General features: G+C 44.9%; 15 protein-coding genes. 3 read left to right on the plus strand and 12 right to left on the minus strand.

Translation table 11 applies throughout. The annotated features are described in order from the left end of the window. Positions 1–138: 138 nt before the first annotated feature. Positions 139–816, minus strand: a complete 678-nt coding sequence (locus ACFIOZ_RS17975) for a hypothetical protein (RefSeq protein ID WP_386080144.1) — start codon at positions 814–816, stop codon at positions 139–141. Positions 817–1,796: 980 nt separating this feature from the next. Here ACFIOZ_RS17975 and ACFIOZ_RS17980 point away from each other — a divergent pair. From ACFIOZ_RS17980 to ACFIOZ_RS17990, 3 genes are read left to right on the plus strand one after another with little or no spacing between them, the layout of a single operon-like run. Continuing rightward, positions 1,797–2,909: a DegT/DnrJ/EryC1/StrS family aminotransferase gene (locus ACFIOZ_RS17980; protein ID WP_386080145.1), complete on the plus strand. Its 1,113-nt coding sequence runs from the start codon at positions 1,797–1,799 to the stop codon at positions 2,907–2,909. A gap of 7 nt (positions 2,910–2,916) precedes the next feature. Then, positions 2,917–4,854: an NAD-dependent epimerase/dehydratase family protein gene (locus ACFIOZ_RS17985; protein WP_386080147.1), complete on the plus strand. Its 1,938-nt coding sequence runs from the start codon at positions 2,917–2,919 to the stop codon at positions 4,852–4,854. Between the two features lie 3 nt (positions 4,855–4,857). After that, positions 4,858–6,183: a hypothetical protein gene (locus ACFIOZ_RS17990; protein ID WP_386080148.1), complete on the plus strand. Its 1,326-nt coding sequence runs from the start codon at positions 4,858–4,860 to the stop codon at positions 6,181–6,183. A 68-nt stretch (positions 6,184–6,251) separates the two neighbouring features. Here the strand turns inward: ACFIOZ_RS17990 and ACFIOZ_RS17995 are convergent, their stop codons facing one another. The 11 genes from ACFIOZ_RS17995 to fliD all read right to left on the minus strand — a co-directional run bounded on the left by ACFIOZ_RS17995 (position 6,252) and on the right by fliD (position 20,664). Beyond that, positions 6,252–6,923, minus strand: coding sequence for a PIG-L deacetylase family protein (locus ACFIOZ_RS17995; protein WP_386080149.1), 672 nt, complete (start codon positions 6,921–6,923; stop codon positions 6,252–6,254). Next, the gene (gene pseI, locus ACFIOZ_RS18000) at positions 6,916–8,655 is read right to left on the minus strand and encodes a pseudaminic acid synthase (RefSeq protein WP_386080150.1); all 1,740 of its coding nucleotides are present in this window, start codon (positions 8,653–8,655) and stop codon (positions 6,916–6,918) included. Before pseI ends, ACFIOZ_RS17995 begins: the two co-directional genes overlap by 8 nt. Before the next feature lie 118 nt (positions 8,656–8,773). Beyond that, positions 8,774–9,322 (minus strand): UDP-4-amino-4,6-dideoxy-N-acetyl-beta-L-altrosamine N-acetyltransferase, encoded by a 549-nt coding sequence (gene pseH, locus ACFIOZ_RS18005; protein ID WP_386080151.1) that lies wholly within the window; start codon positions 9,320–9,322, stop codon positions 8,774–8,776. Beyond that, positions 9,315–10,421, minus strand: a complete 1,107-nt coding sequence (pseG, locus tag ACFIOZ_RS18010; protein WP_386080152.1) for a UDP-2,4-diacetamido-2,4,6-trideoxy-beta-L-altropyranose hydrolase — start codon at positions 10,419–10,421, stop codon at positions 9,315–9,317. The genes pseH and pseG overlap by 8 nt, the downstream gene beginning before the upstream one ends. Beyond that, positions 10,418–11,122 (minus strand): pseudaminic acid cytidylyltransferase, encoded by a 705-nt coding sequence (pseF, locus tag ACFIOZ_RS18015; protein ID WP_386080154.1) that lies wholly within the window; start codon positions 11,120–11,122, stop codon positions 10,418–10,420. Before pseF ends, pseG begins: the two co-directional genes overlap by 4 nt. After that, positions 11,119–12,291 (minus strand): UDP-4-amino-4,6-dideoxy-N-acetyl-beta-L-altrosamine transaminase, encoded by a 1,173-nt coding sequence (pseC, locus tag ACFIOZ_RS18020; protein WP_386080156.1) that lies wholly within the window; start codon positions 12,289–12,291, stop codon positions 11,119–11,121. Before pseC ends, pseF begins: the two co-directional genes overlap by 4 nt. Beyond that, positions 12,291–13,289, minus strand: a complete 999-nt coding sequence (gene pseB, locus ACFIOZ_RS18025) for a UDP-N-acetylglucosamine 4,6-dehydratase (inverting) (RefSeq protein ID WP_386080158.1) — start codon at positions 13,287–13,289, stop codon at positions 12,291–12,293. Before pseB ends, pseC begins: the two co-directional genes overlap by 1 nt. Continuing rightward, positions 13,282–16,788, minus strand: a complete 3,507-nt coding sequence (locus tag ACFIOZ_RS18030; protein ID WP_386080159.1) for a glycosyltransferase — start codon at positions 16,786–16,788, stop codon at positions 13,282–13,284. Before ACFIOZ_RS18030 ends, pseB begins: the two co-directional genes overlap by 8 nt. A gap of 287 nt (positions 16,789–17,075) precedes the next feature. Further along, entirely contained in the window at positions 17,076–17,957 is an 882-nt protein-coding gene (locus ACFIOZ_RS18035; protein WP_386080160.1) for a flagellin, read from the minus strand. A gap of 279 nt (positions 17,958–18,236) precedes the next feature. After that, positions 18,237–19,139 carry a flagellin gene (locus ACFIOZ_RS18040; RefSeq protein ID WP_386080162.1) on the minus strand — a complete coding sequence of 301 codons (903 nt, stop codon included), beginning with the start codon at positions 19,137–19,139 and terminating at the stop codon, positions 18,237–18,239. A gap of 172 nt (positions 19,140–19,311) precedes the next feature. Then, a complete protein-coding gene (gene fliD / locus ACFIOZ_RS18045) occupies positions 19,312–20,664 on the minus strand; it encodes a flagellar filament capping protein FliD (RefSeq protein ID WP_386080164.1) in 1,353 nt (450 codons plus the stop codon). Positions 20,665–20,835 lie beyond the last annotated feature (171 nt).

Genomic DNA, 20,835 nt, shown 5'->3' on the forward strand with positions numbered 1-20,835 from the left:
CGACGATACGAATAACCACACGAATAGTCATGAGGCATTGATGGCAGCTATTTTACCCCTACGAAAAAAGCATACAAAAGAATATTAAAATTAATTTTTATTCTTTTATTGAATATGTAGCTACAGAGGGGTGTCGGGCTACTTCTGCCGGATGGCTAGGAACGTTTTAGGGGTAGCCATTTGGCGCTCGGCATCTAGCACGCTTCCGCCTAACGCAGCCAACTCCTGTGTAAACGTCACGAGCTTCTCCAACTGCACCTTATCAAACCCGCGCCTGCGCTTGGGCTTTTTGAGGATCACGCTCACGCCCCCAATTAAGTGCTCATCTTGCAGGAAAGCCTCTGGGGAGGGCATTACGCCAGGCGGGTAGGCATTGGCAATCCGCAATGGGTTTTGCGGTGTAACACCTGGCACGCTGTAAACCTGGAATGCGGCATCGTAGTGCGCTTCCCACTTTTGTAGGCTAGAGAGCAGCTTTTTGTTGAGTGCACTATCCGGCTGGTCAAACATCACAAACAGCACATGAGTGCTCTCCTCTACCGGCACAGGTGCCACCTCCTCTACGCTATCTTCGCTCTCGGGTAACGTAGAGGAGGTATTCATCTGTTTAGCAACAGCAGGGGGCTCAGCGGGGATTTCACTGCTCTCATCGGCTGGCACTGCCTGCCCAAGCCTTAGCCACTCTCCGCCACGCCACATTCCCCCTTCAAGTACACCTCTGCCCCCTAATAGAAAATACATGTAAATGACCAAGCTGTTGAAACTCAACCAGCCTGCAGCAATCGCTAAGGTTACCGCTAGTTTTTGCGGATCCATGGGGTGTCTTCCCGCCCAATGATGAACGTAAAATTTGGGCACCCGCAAGGGAGCGAGTGCCGAAGATAACTATTCATTATCGAGCAAACGCTGGGAAGATCAATTTTAGTGAGCTAAGTCATTAGTGGTAGAGGGATAGCAAAAGCAACCTCCCCAGGTAAAGGTATGCAAATCATCACTATGGCAAGCTGTAAACCTTTGAACAGGAACTTTCGAACTCTCTGGTGTACGTACTCACAGTCAGTGATCGCCCTCTGAGGATCTCAATTAAATTAGATCAAAGGAGAATTTAGCAAAGAAAAGAAGCACTTGATGACGAAGAGCAGACCACTCCAGCGGAAAGAACACAATGCATAACCGCCAGAGAACAGCTTACGTCACAAGCTAAGCCTTTCACGTAACGGTGCTACGCGCCTGAGTGGCATTCAACGACAGGTGGTCGCCCTCGCCCTGTATGCTAATGCTCGGCATAGGCCTTAATATAAGGCCTTTTCGCCTATTTGCCATCAAAGCACTTATGGCAACATAACCTTTAACATCACCATTTTTCACATTCCTATTTCACACGAACAGTATGATCAGAGCAGACATCCTTTGATAAGGCATGACATCAAGCATGCTCAGAAACTGCGCTAGGCAAATGCCATGGGTTAAGAAGCCTAGGAAATTGCCGATATACCCATACAGCACCATTGAACAGTATCGGCGCATGATAGACATTAACCAAGCATACCAGGCACGAAGCGGTATTCATGTAGAATTGTTGTGCCTTAATTTTTCCTGACTGGATATAGCAACAACGACATGGTCTTTTGTCCAATCTATTGAAACGATAGGAAGGCGGTAAGCATATAAGACAACCTGATTTTGAAGAGATATCCATTAATCAAGCTCGACAGATCTAAAAGCATAAGCCAAATTTGAAAAATTATTACAAAAATCGGTCATGATAACGACTTACAACATTTACTGGAAGATGTATGAGCGACAAACCAATTTATGTAACAGAACCATATCTTCCACCGTTAGAGGAATTTATTCCCTATTTAGAAGAGATTTGGGACAGTAAACGCCTTACCAATAACGGGCCGATGCACCAACAGCTGGAAGACGCATTGTGTGAATATTTGGGCGTGCCTGAGATCGCGCTTTTCAATAATGGAACGATAGCGCTTCTCACTGCATTACAGGCATTGAGGATTACAGGTGAAGTTATTACAACTCCCTTCTCATTTGTCGCAACAGCACATGCTTTAACGTGGAACGGCATTACACCTGTTTTTGTTGATATTAATCCTAATACTTTCAATATTGATCCTAGCAAAATTGAAGCTGCGATTACTCCTCGTACAACGGCGATTATGCCCGTCCATTGCTACGGCAATCCTTGTGATGTAAAGGCTATACAGGAAATTGCCGACAAATATAACTTAAAAGTTATTTATGACGCGGCCCATGCTTTTGGCGTTCAAGATGCCGGTGGCAGCATACTAAGGCATGGTGATTTAAGTGCAGTCAGCTTCCACGCAACTAAAGTTTTCAACACCTTTGAAGGCGGTGCCATTATCTGTCCTGACAAAAAAACGAAGCAACATATCAACAATCTAAAAAACTTTGGCATAGTTGACGAAGTAACGATTGTTGCGGCTGGCATCAATGGAAAAATGAGCGAGGTCAATGCCGCATTTGGACTACTCCAACTCAAACATATCGATAATGCACTCGACAAACGGAAATCAGTGGATAATTTTTACAGAGACGCGCTTAGCAAAGAGCCAGACATTAGCTTATTGCAACCATCAAATTTAGAGAAGCATAATTTCTCTTACTTTCCTATACTAATTGAGAACAACTACCCTCTAAGCAGGGATCAGCTTTATTTTTTACTAAAAGAAAATAACATACATGCACGGAGGTACTTCTACCCTTTAATTAGCGACACGACTCAATACAATAGCACATCTAAAAGAAATCATCTAAAAATTTCCAAGTCAATCTCTAGTAAGGTCATATGTTTACCTATCTTTCCAGAAATAGAGAAAAAATCTCTATCAAAAATAGTTTCCATAATTCAAAACCCACTAGCTAAATGACATTCAAATGAAAAAAATTACTATTGGAATTTGCTCCATAGGAAGTGGTGTGGGGCAGTCTGTAGTCGACTCTTGCAAATTCTTCAGGGAAAAAGTTAGTCTAATAGGCCTAGGCAACAATCCGTTAGCTTATGGGGCATTTGATTGCGACAAATATGCAATAATCCCTAGTTACTATGACGATCAATACATAATCGAAATTGAAAAAATCATTAAAAAACATGAAATACAAATCCTTATACCCGGGCATGATGACGAAGCACTGCTTCTTGCTAAGAATCATGAAAAACTAACAAATATAGGTGTCAAAGTACTCTCTTCCCCTTATGAGCTAGTATTAATTTGCCGCCATAAATCTACTTACGCCGAAAACTTTCATGAAGCTGCCAACTACTTCGTTAAAACATACAAAGCTATAGATATTAAAGATGAGTTTTTCCCACTGATAGCCAAGCCTGAGCAAGGATTTGCATCTAAAGGCATTGAGATTATTACAACTCGCGATGATCTTGAAAAGATAGAATTTGAGCCTGGTTATATTTACCAAGAAATCGCAGTGCCGCGAGGGCAGGATCCAAGCTATAACGCTTTCATCAAACAGCTTAGAAAAGGAAATAACTTACAGGTATCCGAAATATCATTACAGTTGCTTTTCGACAGAAACTCTGATCTTGTTGAGCACTGTGCCACATATAACACACTTAAAGGTGGCGTACCTATTGAGATACAACCCTATACTACAACAGAACTGTCTGGTTTCATCAAAGCAATAACCTCTTCTCTCAAAAGGCTAAAAGCATTTGGCCCTATCAATATTCAAGGAAGAATAACTGACCACGGATTTAAAGCTTTTGAAATCAACCCTAGATTTACCGGCATTACGGGCTTAAGAGCTAAGCTTGGCTTCAATGAGGTCGAATTTTGCATATTCACATTAATTTACAGCATAAAAATAAAAAAACTAAAGCTTTCTAATAAATATCTAGGAATCAGGCAGGTTGCTAGCAAAAAAGTACTACAGTCTAGAGTAATATCTATAAAAAAAGAAGATTCTGTTCAAAAAAATATTCTTCTGACTGGATCAACTGGGATGATTGGAAGTTACCTACTTAAACAACTATCAGACCAAGGACACAGCGTTTCAAGACTTTACACACAAGAAAAGGAACTCATAGATAACAAAAAGGGTTATTCAATAACCGATTTAAAATCAGGAAAAATCAATCTTTCAAATTTTGACACTATTGTTCATTTAGGCTTTGCTAGGCCCAACAGCACTGACAGCGAAATACACTCTTCCATCGTTAATAGCTTTGAACTAGCCACACAAGCTGCTCAAAGTGCAGTAGATCAGTTTATTTTTATATCGTCACAGAGCGTATATGGATTTACATCAAATGGAAAATTTACTGAAGATTGTAAAACCAACCCTCAGAATAACTACGCACGCGCTAAGGTAACCGTCGAAGATCACATAAAAAGCATCACTAAGCTATCGAACGAAACAAGATTCACCGTACTAAGGCTTGCTTCGGTTATTGCTCCTTTTGACAGCAACCTGAGCCATGAAGCATACTCTTCAATGATAGTAAGCCTATTGAAAAATAAAACTATTACTCTTAGCACACCCAATCGCTTAATCAGTAAAATTGATTTTCATGATGCTGTAGACGCTATAGATCATTTCACCAACTACTCTTCAAGCAGTGTTTACGAAGTAGTAAATATAGCTCCTAATAAAAATTTTAGCTTATTAGAAACAATGAAAACCGTAGCACAGGAACTAGGTAAAACGGAAGACATGATCCTTACAGAATCAATAGAAAATGAAGAACCTAACAACTTGGTAATTTCCGCAGAAAAAGCTGAACAGCAATATGATTGGAAGTCAAAAACAAGTCTAAATAAAACCGCAAAATACTTCAAAAAACATCTTGGATACTAAAAAATGAATTATGTCTACTGCAGTGATTTAAAAAACTATCAGGTTCTAGGTACGTTTTTAGAACTTCTTTACCACCTAAAAGTAACAAAGAATGAAAACCCAACTCCCATAGTACTAGTGGGAGCTCGTGATGCTAAAAAAATCCCAGCCCTGAAAAGCTTTCTTTCAGAAGAACTCGACATAAAAAGTGGTATATACAGAATCAACCAAGAGATTAACCTCAATAGTAAAATAGAAGAAAAATCAGAAGCGATTATTAATAAAATTAACAACATAGAGGAACTTCAAAAAATTGAATACAACGACATCAACATTGGCATTGGAATTGCCTCAAGCTTAATATCAAAATATAGATGCACGGAGCCTGATTTAAAACAAATAAGTAACGAATTAAACTCTTACGCTCAACAAAGCATTCTCTTTCTTGAAAGTTTTCAATTGATTGCTTTAAAAGAAATACAAGTTAACGATACTATATACATATACAATGGAAGACATTATAACACATACCCTCAATCACTCTTTTGTGAGAAAATTGGCTGTAACTTACTCTATTATGAAAGAATGAACAGCTGGAAAAACTTAAGGATACAAAAGCCTAGAATTCACGACTTTCTTGCCACTACACACATTGTCAAAAGCTTATGGGAAGATACGAATGATGCTGAAAAGGAAAACATAGGGCAATCTTTCTTTTACGAAAACAAAAAAAATCAATTTACTCAAAATTTTTCAGAAAAGTTGGACATAAAAAAGCCCATTATCTCCTTTTTTTCTTCGAGTGAAGATGAATTTGCTTCATTGGATCCGAGAATCAATTTGTCTGATATTTTTGAGAACCAACGCAAAGCAATTGAATGGTTAATAACATGGGTAGCAACCCAAAAAAAATACACTTTAGTTATTAGACTTCACCCGAACCAAGGAAATATATGTATAAAAGACTATAATTATTGGCATAACCTTTCTGGTAAAAATGTCGTATTAATCCCAAGCTATTCTAAAATAGATTCATATGATTTAATTAATCAGTCATCGAAGGTGGTTAGCTTTTTATCCACGGTAGGAATTGAGGCAACACGCTCTAGCATACCGAGCATTACTTTAGGAAACCCTATCTATAAAGGACTTGATGCTGTTTATGAGCCAACAAATATTGAGCAGCTAAAACACCTTCTAGAAAACGAAATAAAAACAAAAGACAAAGAAAACACAACACCTTATGGATACTATAACTTAAAACATGGCCCAAGCTTAGACTTTCTTCACCATACAGGGTTGGCTTCTTTTGAAAACTATCCGGATATTCTTAACAGTAAATGCTCTTAGATTAAGTATCTAAATATCAAGTAGCTGTCTTGCCTAATTGACATGACAGCTACTTCAAAGATAATGCCTTATTTTATAATACGAATTAATGTAAATGCCTCTGCTGCTCCAACACCTACCGAAGCTCCACGGCACTCGCTGTGCCTTTTGGAATTCAGGATTGATCTAGCGTGTGGCTCATTTCGCATTTCCAGTTTATAGGCTTCGAGTGCTTTAAGCTTCGTATCAAGATATTCTGAAATATCGACAAAAACATTAGGAATAAAAGGAGCAATACCCGGAGTGTACCATTCAGTAGAAGACAGTACTTCAAAGGCATAAATTTCTTTGACGGAAGCATCTGGTAAGGGTCTACAGGCAGTGAGCACAGCCTGATGAGTAACTCGATGGTCTACATTCAAGTCACCGTTGTGGTGAGTGTAAACTACATGCGGTTCTACTTCGGCAAAAATCGTTTCTAGCTTCTGGACGATATCAAGCAACGGGACACTGTCCAGCCTATTATCGGGAAAACCAAGCATAAAGCTTTTCTTAATACCAAGTATATGAAGAGCTTTGGAGGCTGCCGTATTACGCGCATCCAGATCTTCTTCGGATGCTTCAGTCCGAGAAGTTACACCATCTGCCAAGAACGCAGCGTAGACTATATCGCCTTGTGCAACGTGCTTAGCAATAGTACCGCCACAACCCAGCGCTTCATCGTCGGTGTGGGCAGCTACGACAAGGATGGTTTTATTCATCGAATAATTCCCAGCTTGTAGGCGTTCCACGGTTAACATCTATTTTTAGTGTTTTGCCAACCAATGTATTGAAGTGCTTTGGCTCTAAGCCAATACCGGGGCGAATACGGCGAATGTCCTTATCCTCGACCACTTCGCCAGCTTTCATGTCCCGCATAAAGTAAATCGAACGGCGGAAAATTTTATTCGCTTGTTCCGCCTCTTGGCGATTATAACTAGGCTTACCGACAGCCGCCCAAGCGTCACGAGTATCGGTGCACAATCTTTCGAGCTCTTGTGGTTCAATAGAAAAGCCGCTATCTGGCCCGCCATCATTTCGGTTCAAAATAAAATGCTTTTCTATCAGGCAGGCACCAAGTGATACGGCAGCAACCGAGGCCGTAGTGCCCAACGTATGGTCCGACAAACCTGGTACGGCATTAAATCGACGCCCTAATTCTACCAGTTGGGCGACATTTGCCTGTTCCATAGGGGCCGGATAGCTGCTAATACAATGCAGTAAAACCAGTTCCTTGCAGCCTGCGTTACGAGCGGCTGTAACCGCCTCTCCGATTTCATTTTCTGTAGCCATTCCAGTCGACATAATCATCGGCTTTCCGGTTTTTGCAACATACTCCACTAGCGGGAGATCCGTAAGCTCAAATGAGGCAATTTTATATGCTGGAGCGTTCAGCTCTTCCAACAGATCTACAGCGCTCTCGTCGAATGGTGTCGAGAAAACAGTGATTCCAAGTTCATGAGCATAATCGAACATGGCTTTATGCCATTCGAAAGGGGTTTGTGCCCACCTGTAAAGGTCGTAAAGCTTATAGCCATCCCATGGCCCGCCTTTAATCAGGAACTCTGGGCGGTCGCTGTCGATAGTCATCGTATCCGCTGTATAAGTTTGTAACTTTATCGCTGAAGCACCCCGTCGTTTTGCTTCCTTGATTGTTTCAAAGGCTCTATCCAAGGAACCATTATGGTTGGCCGAGAGTTCGGCAATAATGTAAGGCGGGTGTTCCGGACCAATTGTTACACCATCAATACTTATGTTCATGTTGTCCCCTGCTTTGATTTTTTTGCGAATCCTTACGGTAGCTGTAAGCTCGCCTTCACAAGTATTAGCACCGGAGAACTCAAGTATAAACTCACCATGTTCCAAATAGGCCTTCGGATAAGTTGGAGCATCTAACATGCGGATATGATTATAAAGATTTTTGACGGAGCCAAATACAGGCAGCAAGCTCTGCTCAGGTGTCCGGCGTTTGAATATTACCGATTCGCCTTTCTGGGGCTCTGGCTGTGGCTCATTCTTTATCATCCATCGGATCAAATCGAAACTCAGCTCACCAGCCCGTAGATAAATTTCATGGGCCGTTCCCTCAAGTGAGAAACGGCGCTTGGCGTACACCGGCCCCGCATCCATTTCTTGAACCATACGCAGTGCTGTAAGCGTAGTTTCTGTATGGCCCCGAACTATTAAATTCTGAAGAGGGCTTCCCCCTCGACCATATGGCACATCAGTCATATGGAAACACACGCATTCGTTGCTTTTCCAAATTTTTTCTGGGACTAACCAATTCCAGTGGAGAAAGAAAATATATCTTGGTTTTTCTTGTTGCAGCGCTCCCAATAACTCTTCAGGAGATGACACCCATACCCAATCAACTGATATATCTTTTTCTAAAGATACAAAACAGTGTCTATGCCATTCTTTACAACTAGCGATAATGTAAAATTTTTTCACCATACAATTGCCTGCCAACATGGACTAATGCTATAAAATCTCAGATTTTATATACCTACTTAATCATTAAGAAAAATCATCTAGAGCTGCTTATCCACTACGCACAGTTAATACTAAACTCTCACTTATAAAAAGAATTAATTTTCGATTCCATAATATCGCGGCTGAGTTCCCACTCGTCGCATAGGATGCCGAGCCTATAAACGTTAAGATATTTCTCATCACATCTGAACTGCTGTTTAAATATACCCTCTTGTTTAAAACCAAATTTACCATGAAGCTTAATAACAGGCGAGTTATACTCCAGAACCTCACAATAAAGCTTATGGAGTCCTAGCTTTTTAAAAGCGTAGTCAAGTGCTAAAAACTCCATTTTTGTCCCTGTCCCTCGTGGTGCATTGGGAGCAGCATAAAACCCCCAAGCCGCATTATTACTTGAGCGGTCTATTTTGTTAAAGTAAACAACCCCGGCAGGTAGAGAATTAAGTTCATACATGAGATATAGATTCTCACAACTATTGTTTACTCTTTGCCACCAGGCTAAGTGTTCCTCTTGAGTAATCTCGTGTTGAGTATACATATTGGCACGTACGTTCGGTATATTTCGCCAGGAGCGCATCAGCTCAAGATCATTTTCAACAATAACTCTAAGTTTACCAAACTCACTCATTCGACCCCCTCGACAATAGCTTTTCCATAACTCTAGCCACGCCAACACCATCTGTTACACAAGATGCATTCAATGCTAGGCTGCGCATATAATGGATATCATTCAAAAGATTACCTATGTTCAGCGTCAAATAGTTAGGCAAATCACAACACTCAAGCACTATGGCAGCTTTCATTTGGCCCAGTTGCTTTGCTACCTCCTTTTGGTTGTCGGCAATCACCAAAATTATGGAAGGCAAGCCCAGGCAACTTCGTTCCCATGATGTACTACCAGCCCCACCAATTGAAAAATCAGCGGCACACATCCGTTCTGCCATATCACTAACGCTAACACTTACCGTTGCCTGAAAATGAAGCTTAGAAGCCTGTTTTTTTACAGCTTCAAGATGGGGAGCAGCCCCCCCCATCACGATATCCAGCTCGGTCTTTGGTGAGAGGGTGCTGTTTGAAAGCGCTTCGAGCACTTGACCGGTGACGTTGGCCTGGTCTACACCACCCAACGAAATTAAAATACGTTTGATTTCCGGTGAGTGCCTACGCTCAAGACTGGCTGGCCTTAGCTCTGCAAACTCGGGACGAAGTAGCGCAAACGGTGGCCCGATCAGTTTCATGCAGGTCGAAGGGATCAGCGCTTCGTAATCTATCGGTTCGTGGCCCAGGTTTTGATCCAGTAAAACAGCACACTCATGTTCCCGATCTGCCAAGTCATCAATAACCATAATCTGCCCAACGACTTCAGCTAATTGACGCTCCCAATTAGCATCGAGTGCATAATGGTCAACAATCAACCAATCGGCGTTGTAGCTGGAAAGCACTTCATGGGTTTGGTTTGCGTCGGTCTGCCATGGAACGCTCAGCCAATTGGCATGAGCAGGCACTATTACATTTTTTGACAACGTTTCTAATCGCTCTGGTGACTGCAGCAAGTGAAGCTCAAACCCCTTTTGCGTGATCAGGTCAGCCAGATGACCTTCATGGTTTCTACAAATAAACAGGCACTGATGGCCCTGTCGACGCAGCTCTTCAGCCAGGGTCAGGCAGCGCATAACATGGCCAGTGCCGATCTGGACAGAGGCATCGGCGCGGAATGCAAATTTCATTGAGCCTCTGTTTCTGCCTGCATTGCTTTAAAAAGCCACTCAGCACGAGCCCAGTCTTCAGATGTATCGATATCCTGTACGCGATGGCGAGGTAGCTGTAACGGCACCGAATCTGCGCTAAAGATAGATTTTTCTTCCAACCACGCTTCAGCTTTGCCCCAGTAAAATTGTCCCGCATCGTGCCAGGCGTCTTCCAAGTCTTGAGATCGCGTCTGAAAGTGCTCTGGGTAAAACATAGCAACTCGGCCTTCTTCTGTAATACGAATAGCCCGCTGAACCGGAAAAGCATAGCTGGTTACCGAAAAAACAAAGCTAGCATCGCTTTTTTGAATTAATTCCCACCCACGCAGGAGGTCTTCTGAGGTGACGAAAGGTGCCGTTGCGTAGACGCAACAGGCATAAGCTACCGTTACTTCATGCTCACTGAGCCATTGAACTGCATGGCGAATCACCGGAAGCGTACCAGTATAGTCATCGGCCAGCTCATTTGGACGCAGAAATGGAACTTCTGCTCCCCAATGTTCGGCTGCTTCGGCGATTTCACGGTCGTCTGTGGACACAATGATTTTGTCGAAACAGCCACTGGCTTTTGCAGCTTCAATCGACCAAGCAATCATCGGTTTGCCACAGAATTCTTTAACGTTTTTGCGTGGAATACGTTTACTGCCGCCACGGGCGGGGATGATCGCAACTTGGCTCATGAATCCCTTCCAATTTCCAAAGCTGTTTTCAGTGCCTGCACTACGTCGTCCTGCTCCTGATCCTCCAGTCCCTGGAACATTGGTAGGCTGATGGCTTCACGGTAGTATTGCATTGCTTGCTGGTACGCGTCCGGTTCAAAACCCATCTCCTTGTAATAAGGCTGGGTATGCACAGGGATATAGTGGAGGTTCACACCGATGCCTTGCTCTCTCAGAGACTCAAACACCTGACGGTGTGTTTTTTTAATTGCGTCCAGCTGTAGGCGAATCACATATAGGTGGAGGCCCGAGTAACTGTCTGGGTGCTGCCACGGTGTTATTACCGGCAGATTTCGCAAGAGCTCATCGTATCGCTTGGCCAGCTCATGGCGACGGGCAACAAACGCATCCAGCCGGTTCATCTGGGTGATGCCCAACGCAGCCTGCAGCTCGGTCATGCGATAATTGTAGCCTAGCTCCACCTGCTGGTAATACCAGGGGCCATCCGGCTCATGTGTCATGAGGTTCTGGTCGCGGGTAACGCCATGGCTGCGCAATAAGTTCATACGGCTGGCCAGCTCGTCATCATTAGTCAGCGCCATTCCACCTTCAGCAGTGGTGACAATTTTGACCGGGTGAAAGCTGAAGATGGTAATGTCACTGTAGCACCCACTACCTATAAATTCGCTTTTATACTTCCCACCAATGGCATGAGAAGCGTCTTCAATGATGCTGAAACCAAAGCGTTGGCTCAGATTGTAGATCGCTTCCATATCACAAGGCTGGCCGCAAAGATGGACTGCCACAAGTATTTTCGGCAAGCGGTTTTCCTGCTTGGCCTTTTCTAGTTTTTCTTCAAGGACTTGAGAGCAAAGATTGTAGGTTTTCGGGTTAATATCCACAAAATCAACCCGGGCACCACAGTAAAGGCCACAATTGGCTGAGGCGACAAAAGTGATCGGCGTAGTCCAGAGCCAATCACCTTCTCCCAACCCTAGCGAAAGACACGCAATATGCAACGCCGACGTGGCACTGTTCACTGCTAACGCATGTTTGGCCCCTACGTGCTGTGAAACTATTTGCTCAAATCGTGGTACCTGCGGCCCCTGAGTGAGGAAGTCGGACTGCAATACAGCAACCACCGAATCGATATCATCTTGAGTAATCTCCTGACGACCATAGGGAATCATTAGATGGCTCCAATTTTCTCGCGATTCTGAAGGATCCAGGCTCGCAACTCAGAATCTGTCATCCATTCGCTGTTATTATTACTTGAGTAAACGAAGCCGTCCGGCACACGCTTGCCGTCTTTAATTCGGTTGGCATCCTTATCCCAACTGTTGATCTGCGGAAGAATCTTAAAGTGCTCAGGATATTCGTAAGTATAGTAGGCATCTTCGGCGCTGATCATTTGTTCGTGTAGCTTTTCACCAGGGCGAATGCCCACCACTTCCAGCTTGGCCTCTGGAGCAATCACTCGCGCCAAGTCGGTGACTTTCATCGAAGGAATTTTCTTGACGTAGATCTCGCCTCCTTCCATATCCTCAAAGGCGTGCCATACCAGCTCGACGCCTTCCTCCAAGGAGATCATGAAGCGTGTCATACGTTCGTCGGTAATTGGTAACACTCCTTTGTCCATAATCGACATAAAGAACGGAATTACCGAGCCACGCGACCCCATCACATTGCCATAGCGAACCACAGAAAAACGCGTGGAGTTATGACCGGCATAGTGGTTGCCTGCAACGAAAAGCTTATCAGACGTCAATTTAGTAGCACCATACAGATTAATTGGGCTGCTCGCTTTATCGGTTGAAAGCGCTACCAATTTTTTCACGCCCTTATCGATGCAAGCGTCTACCAGATTCATAGCACCGATAACATTGGTCTTAATACATTCAAACGGGTTGTATTCAGCGGTGGGGACGATCTTGGTCGCGGCTGCATGCACGACATAGTCAACATCATCCAATGCGCGATAAAGACGGTCACGGTCACGCACATCACCTATAAAAAAGCGTACACGTGGATCGCCCTCAAATTTTTTCGCCATTTCCCACTGTTTCATCTCGTCACGGGAGAAAATAATTACTCGACGGGGATCGAAGCGTGCAAGTAGCATGGGTACAAAAGTATGGCCAAATGAACCGGTTCCACCGGTAATCAACACTGATTTATCATTAAACATATTTAACTTTCTCAAATACGTAGAAAACTATGGAACCACTATCCAATAGATCCGTTTTCTTTGCGTTGCGTGCAAATACTTTTTTTATTCTATCACGCACGATTTCATGCTCAGCATCACTAGTAGCTATTGCAACGGAAGCGGATATCCTCATTACTTCACGCGCAAGTTTTTCAGGGTTTCCTAAAAAACCTGAAAAATCACTAATTACAACCATTTTATAATGTCTATCGCGAGCATTTAAACGTATGCCATCTACATCTAGAACAAAGGTGTTTTTATCGCCATTTGCACTCTTAACCGCATTATTACTACCTTTAAAAATCAAATCATTGAGCGAAGAAAACTCTAGAATATCGCAAGGTTTCTCCACCCCTAACCTATCAGGCATACTCGACAATTCATTATATCCAGACTTATTTTTTATATAGCTAATGTCAGCCGTAGCTTTTGCTTTACGATAATAAAAATCAGCCACCTTACTTCTACCTTCTCGCTCATGAAACACGCCGATCCAATTAAGCGAATTACTTAACATAAGCGACTTATCAAGCGAGCTTTTGCTCGACCATGCTGAATTATTATGAAGACGATAAGCTGTTGGCTTAATATTATCCAAGTACTTCCCTTTGCCAGCTAAGCCTAGCCGTGTAATTGTTAAATTATCTCCATTACCTATTCTAGGATTCTCAGGAATAGGTGCTGAAAAATATATTTCCTTCCTCACAAATCTTGTCATAGTTAGCAAGAAACAATTATTTAATAAAAGATCTTCCTGAGAAAAGTCTCTCTTTTCATTTTCCGGTAGCTTAGACCAGCTAACTACCTCACCATCTTTCAAAACAAATGCGTTATGATAACAGACGGAGTACTCTGGGTTTTTCTCCATGAAATCATGCTGCAACTGCAACTGATTTTCATCAACCCAGTAGTCATCCCCCTCACAGTGGGCCATATACTTTCCACGAACCATTTCTTTCAAATCGCTTGCTATTGTTTTATTTTGGGATTTCAAGTTAAATTCATTAAGAATGGGATATATTAATTCTGGGTATTCTTCTGCATATTTTTTGATAATACTTTGCGTACCATCAGTCGATGCGTCATCGATCACGATAACTTCAAACGGAAAATTGGTTTTTTGTGATACAAAACCCTTTAAGGTATCTTCAATATAAGGAGCATGATTATAGGTAGGACACAAAACAGTCACTACTGGTTCGCCTTTGACATGCTCACTTTGTGGGATCAATGGTCCTGCCGGTGGTGGCACCTGTGTTTTTGTTACTGGCGCTTTAGGCAAAAGCTCTTGCGCTTCAAGAAACTCCAGCGCCTTCTCCTGGCTAACATTCGCCAGAAGCTCAAACGCCACATCGTGCGCAGCAAACACGGCACTCAGAATAAATGCCAGTTTGGTTTTATTCTCATCACTCAGAGTCGCCATACGCTCGAGGGAGGGTAGGAATAGCACATCGGCGCTTTCCTGCTCACTAGCACAAGGTGCACGGGCGTTCAACTCTTCTGGCAAATGGCTGTAGTGGCGAATATTGTGGAAGCGATAAAAGCGAAAACCATTTCGGCTGGCCCAGTGCTGCAGTTCAGCAAAGCTAGGCTGTTTCTCATGAGTGAGCTGGAAAGGCACTCGCACCTGAATCAGCATTGTGCTCGCCAGTGCCTTTTTACCACTCTCCAGCACGGCCATAGCATCGCTTAACTCATCAAGAATTAGCCAATCAAGATTGCCTAAGCCCTCAATGCTATCTATGGCTATCGAGCTAATCGGCAATTCAGCTAACGGCTTGGCGCCCAACTGATGGCGTTTGGGTAGCTTGTCAGCCGGTAGCGGAGAAAGCGTACTGGTCATTTCCGGGGATACACAGGCATGAAGTATAGCTGTGCTTCCATCACCGAGCAGGGCATGCTGGAATAACTGAATATATTCGTTGCCTTCATACTGCTTGGCGTTTTTTAATTCGCTAGCGGGGTCAAACGCAACTATACCAAAAGCTTTAGTAGCCGCCATCTGTTCGGCAAGGCCACTTTTAATTAAGCTGCCCCGATTGTCGAGCACCATCACTTTGCCTTTGAACTGCCAAGTAAAGTCATTAATCAAATATAGACGTGGCGCTTGAGATTCTTCACCCGGTTTGGCGTTCGTTACAGTGCCAACTAACTGTTGAATAGATTTATCGACTTTGAACGTTGGCTTGGTTGCTCGACCAGCTAGGCGCTGACGGTGGCGTTTCTTCTGAGTTATAGTGAAATCTTTATTCCCAGCGCGCAAGTTCACCAACGGTGTAAGCGCGGTAACTAGACGCTCTGTAGCGCGATCTAAGTGGTGCTTTTCTTTGCCTACTTGCCAAGCGCGATTTACATAGTCCTGATAAAGGTCTTCGTCATCAAAAAAACTGATGACCGCATTAATAAGCGGTTGAAGCTCTTCTTCGCTGAGGAGGTGTTGATAGGGCTCTTTATAGCACTCATCCGGGAAATCAAAAGCGATGCCTGCATTGCCAACCATTTCGGGCATGCCACCGCGGTTGGTAATTAGAGCAGGGATGCCGTTTAGCATGGCCTCGGCCAGCATACGCCCGGAGCTTTCCCACCAAAGGCTAGGCGCTACCACCACACGAGCACGGCTGTAAGGGCCTCGCATATTACTGGTATTAGGGGTCACTACAACATTACTTAATGAGTTACGATGCTCGCCCATTCGCTTAGTGGTTTCCCGTAGCACGGCGGGCCAGTCTGCACGGGCTTCTACCACTTCAAGCTCAATATCAGGCCTTTCGCGCTCCAGCTTTTCCGCTAACTGTACAAATACGCTAGCCCCCTTTTGCCAGCTGGGGTTAACAAACAGCAATCGATTTCGCTCATGATGATCGGCGACAAAGTTTTCAGGGGCGATGAACTTGCCCACAGGCTTGGCGACATAGCCTACCGTTTGACGGTACATATCTGCCGTGGCCTGACTATCGGTAAGAATCAAATCGATGTCACGGCACCAATTTGATGCTTTATAGTTGCCATTGGCGAGATAGAAAGCGACTGGGATCCCCCGGTCACGCGCTTCAGCGGCAATTAACATATCCAGCGTTTGGCCACCGTAATACCAGACAATGTCTGGCTTAAATGCATCCAGCATATAGAGGTACTGGCTGTACCAGAGCCCTTCTTCATGCGCTGTAAAATGGTTGCGGTTGTGACTATAGCTAACCACCAATTGATGGTTCAGCGGGCCATCTTCGGCTTCAATCAATTGATGGAGGTTCGCATTAAGGTTTGGATATTGCTCCTTGAGCCGCCCCATTCCTTTAGGGTTATCAAAAACAGTTGCCCCCAACACCTGAATCTCATAGCCGCGGGCCGAAAGCTGTAACAGCATTTGGCGCACGGTCATACTGGCACCGCTGGAGGTATCCAATAAACAAGAAGGATTAGCCCAAAGCAGGCGAGGTTTGCGTTTTTGAGTAGCAGGGGTAGAGGAGGTCTTGACCATGAAGCGGCTCACAGAGAAAAATGGCAATTTACTTAGTTTACCGTGCTCGTCCAGTCACCAAAGGCACGAATGCGCCTCTATTTGCGTATGTGTTCACACGATCAGTGCCGCGCAGAGGTTAGAGTAAGCCATAAATTGAGATTTTACTTATAAGGAACTCTCGACTACTAAATCCAAAGCGGGCGCCAGAATCAGAGCATCGCCGAAATTATCAGACTCCCACGCAAGAAAACGGGGCCCGATTGGGCCCCGTCGTTACTTTCTGTTGTGCATTGCTAGCTAAACGATTAGCCCAGCAGAGAAAGTACAGACTGCGGCGTCTGGTTCGCCTGTGCCAGCATGGAAGTACCGGCTTGCTGAAGAATGTTAGCACGTGTCATGTTAGACACTTCAACAGCGTAATCAGCGTCTTCGATACGTGAGCGGGCTTCCGAGAGATTGGTAGACGTCGTCGCCAGGTTATCGATTACAGAGTCGAAACGGTTAAGGGTAGCACCCAAGGTAGCGCGGTTGGTATCCAGAGTCTCGGTAGCAGTATCAACAGCATCAACTAGAGATTGGAAATCGGTATGCGCTGCGCTGCCGCCACTGGATAGAGTGAACTCCATTCCATTAGCACCAGCCGCAATCACACCACCGCTGGCGTCGTCTAATTCAAGCCCAGTCACACTTGCATCAAGCGTAGTGACGGTAATAACGTCTTCAGCTTCGGTATTAGAGCCAACCTGGATGCTCAGCGAACCACCACCGCTGACGTTCAGGAGGTTAGTGCCGTTAAAGTTATTGCTGCCAGCTACGCGATCGATTTCAGCCAGACGCTCGTTGATCTCGGTAACGATCGCATCACGATCTTCTGCGGCGTTGGTGTCGTTGGCGCCCTGTACCGCTAGCTCACGGATACGCTGAAGGTTGTCGTTGATTTGGTCAAGACCGCCTTCCATAGTCTGAACCAGGGAGATACCGTCGCTAGCATTACGGCTAGCTTGATCCATACCGCGGATCTGAGCCGTCATTTTGTTGGCGATGGCTTGACCAGCAGCATCGTCAGAAGCGCTGTTAATACGCAGGCCAGAAGATAGACGCTCTTGCGCCTTGGCCAGCATTGACTGTGAATTGGACAGGTTGTTCTGGCCGATCAGGGCAGTAATGTTAGTGTTGATTACAGACATGTTAGTGCTCCTCGAAATTTAACTGGCCTTATGGCCTGCTTAGCGGCGCTTGCGTCGCCGTTATTATAAGTAACGGCAGCCCCGCCCACTTCTTTAGGAAAAAACCGCTCTTTTTATGTAAATTACTGTAACTTCCTTAATTACTTTTCTGCACACTCTTGAATGTAATGAAACCGCTCCCAACATTTTGCTTCATATACATGTACAACCTTCCCAAATAAAAACGGGGCCTATTGGCCCCGTCGTTACTTTCTGTTGTGCACATCACTAGCTAAACGATTAGCCCAGCAGAGACAATACAGACTGCGGCGTCTGGTTCGCCTGTGCCAGCATGGAAGTACCGGCCTGCTGAAGAATGTTAGCACGTGTCATGTTAGACACTTCAACTGCGTAATCAGCGTCTTCGATACGTGAGCGGGCTTCAGAAAGATTGGTAGACGTCGTCGCCAGGTTATCAATTACTGAGTCAAAGCGGTTGAGCGTAGCACCCAAGGTAGCACGGTTGGTATCCAGGGTTTCAGTAGCTGTATCAACGGCATCAACTAACGCCTGAAAATCAGTATGGGCCTGAGTAGCAGCACCACCACCACTGGTACCTGTGAGCTCAAAAGTTGATGGGGTAGTACCAGCCGCTGCGGTTATAACACCACCGCTAGCACCATCTAACGCCAAACCTTCAACCGTTGCATCAAGGGTGGTAACAGTAATAACGTCTTCAGCTTCAGTATTTGAACCAACCTGAATACTAAGAGAACCACCACCACTAACGTTCAGCAGGTTAGTGCCGTTAAAGTTGTTGCTGCCAGCTACGCGATCGATTTCAGCAAGACGCTCGTTGATCTCGGTAACAATCGCATCGCGATCTTCTGCGGCGTTGGTGTCGTTGGCACCCTGTACCGCTAGCTCACGGATACGCTGCAGGTTGTCGTTGATTTGGTCAAGACCGCCTTCCATGGTCTGAACCAGAGAGATGCCGTCGCTAGCATTACGGCTAGCTTGATCCATACCGCGAATCTGAGCAGTCATTTTGTTGGCGATGGCTTGACCAGCAGCATCGTCAGAAGCACTGTTAATGCGCAGACCAGAAGACAAGCGCTCTTGCGCTTTGGCCAGCATTGACTGTGAGTTGGACAGGTTATTCTGGCCGATCAGGGCAGTAATGTTAGTGTTGATTACAGACATGTTAGTGTTCCTCGAAATTTAACTGGCCTTTTGGCCTGCTTAGCGGCGCTTGCGTCGCCGTTATTATAAATAACGGCAGCCCCGCCCATTTCTTTAGAAAAGATTACTCTTTTTTCTGTAAATTACTGTAGCTTTTTCAACTATTGCCCCAACTGCCTTACCGACTACGTTCTTAATTACTTTTCTGCATGTTACCCAGCATACTGAACTGCTGAGAGAGGTAGCTACTCATGGAGTTCATCTGAGCTATCAAGCCATCCAATTGCCCAAACTGCTTACGGTAACGCTCGGTGCTTCGCTCGATACTTGCCTCCATACGCAGCTTGCGTACATCCAGACTATCAACCCGCTGTTCAGCGCTAGTCACCGAGCTCTGAATAATGCCATCTTCAGCAGTGATGGCTACAAGCGTTGCATTTAGCCGCCCTGCAAAGCCGCCCTCTTTGGTGTCACCTGCAAAAAAGGTAGCTAGGCCCTCAGGGTTGTTGGCGACTGCATCGTCCAACTTATCTTCATCGACCTTAAGTCGACCCTTCTCATCAATGGCAATACCCAGTTGAGAAAGGCGTGTAATATCGCCTGTGCCGAGGTTGTCTGTAATATCCCGACGTAGGCGGTCTTCAATGGTTCGAACGGTGCGGTCACCCACCAGCTCGCCTGATGTTTCGCCTTCGCCGTTATAGGCAGTCATTCGACCAACGGTGGACTTCATTTCGTTGTAGTTTTTAACGAAGTCATTAATTGCTTCTTTCAGCGAAGCCTCATCACGCTCAATTACAAGCGTAACGGGATCACCAGATGCCGCCGTGAGGTCAAGCGTTACGCCTTGAATTGCCTCTTCAACGCGGTTGGTTTTACTGGTGATAGCAATACCATTAACGTTCAGCTCAGCGTCCTGGCCTGAACGCTGGGTAGCTGCATCCATGGTCAGCGATGCCAAGCCTGAGAAGCCCTCCAGTGACGCATCTTGGCCTGTCTCTTTTGAACTCAGCGCTAAACGGTATCCAGTGCCGTCATTAACGATAGAAGCAGTGACGCCAGACTCTTTGTCCGCGTTAATTTGGTCACGAACATCCGCCAACGTACTGCCTGCTGCGATATCAACGGTGGCACTGGTTTGCGTTGTGCCAGCACCGAAGTTAAGCGTCAGCGTCGTATCGGTTGCGGTTAGCTCTTGATCTAGCGCCACACTGTTGGAAGCAGCGCTGCCTGAGCGGGCCAGTTGGGTAACGGTTACTTCATAGCGTCCTGCATTAGCGGTTTCACCTGCGGTAGCCAACACGCCATCGCCCGTCACGGTACTTTTTTGCTGCTTAAACGTAGAAGCATCATTAAGCTTAGCGATGGAGGTTTGCACGCGATCCATTGCTGATTCAAGGCGCCCATAAGCTGAAATTTTGGTTTTCTGAGCACTTTGCTGCTGTAAAATGGGGACAAGCTTTTGCTTTTCGGCCGCTTTAAGCTGTTCAACCAAACCATTCAAATCCAGCCCAGAGCCCACACCAAGTGCAGTTATCGAAGCCATGACTCAGTTCCTTATAAGTAGTAGATAAAGGTATCTAGATAGTTTATCGGCTGCGGAGGAACAAACTTTAGAGGTAGCGCCTTTTTTAATCTGTTTTTAAGGCATTGCAAAAAAAATGCCCAGCACGTTGTGCTGAGCATTTTTGTAAGCCATTATTTTAGCAAGCTTATC

This window comes from Vreelandella sp. F11 (genome assembly GCF_042466685.1).
In the GTDB taxonomy this organism is placed as follows: Bacteria; Pseudomonadota; Gammaproteobacteria; order Pseudomonadales; family Halomonadaceae; genus Vreelandella.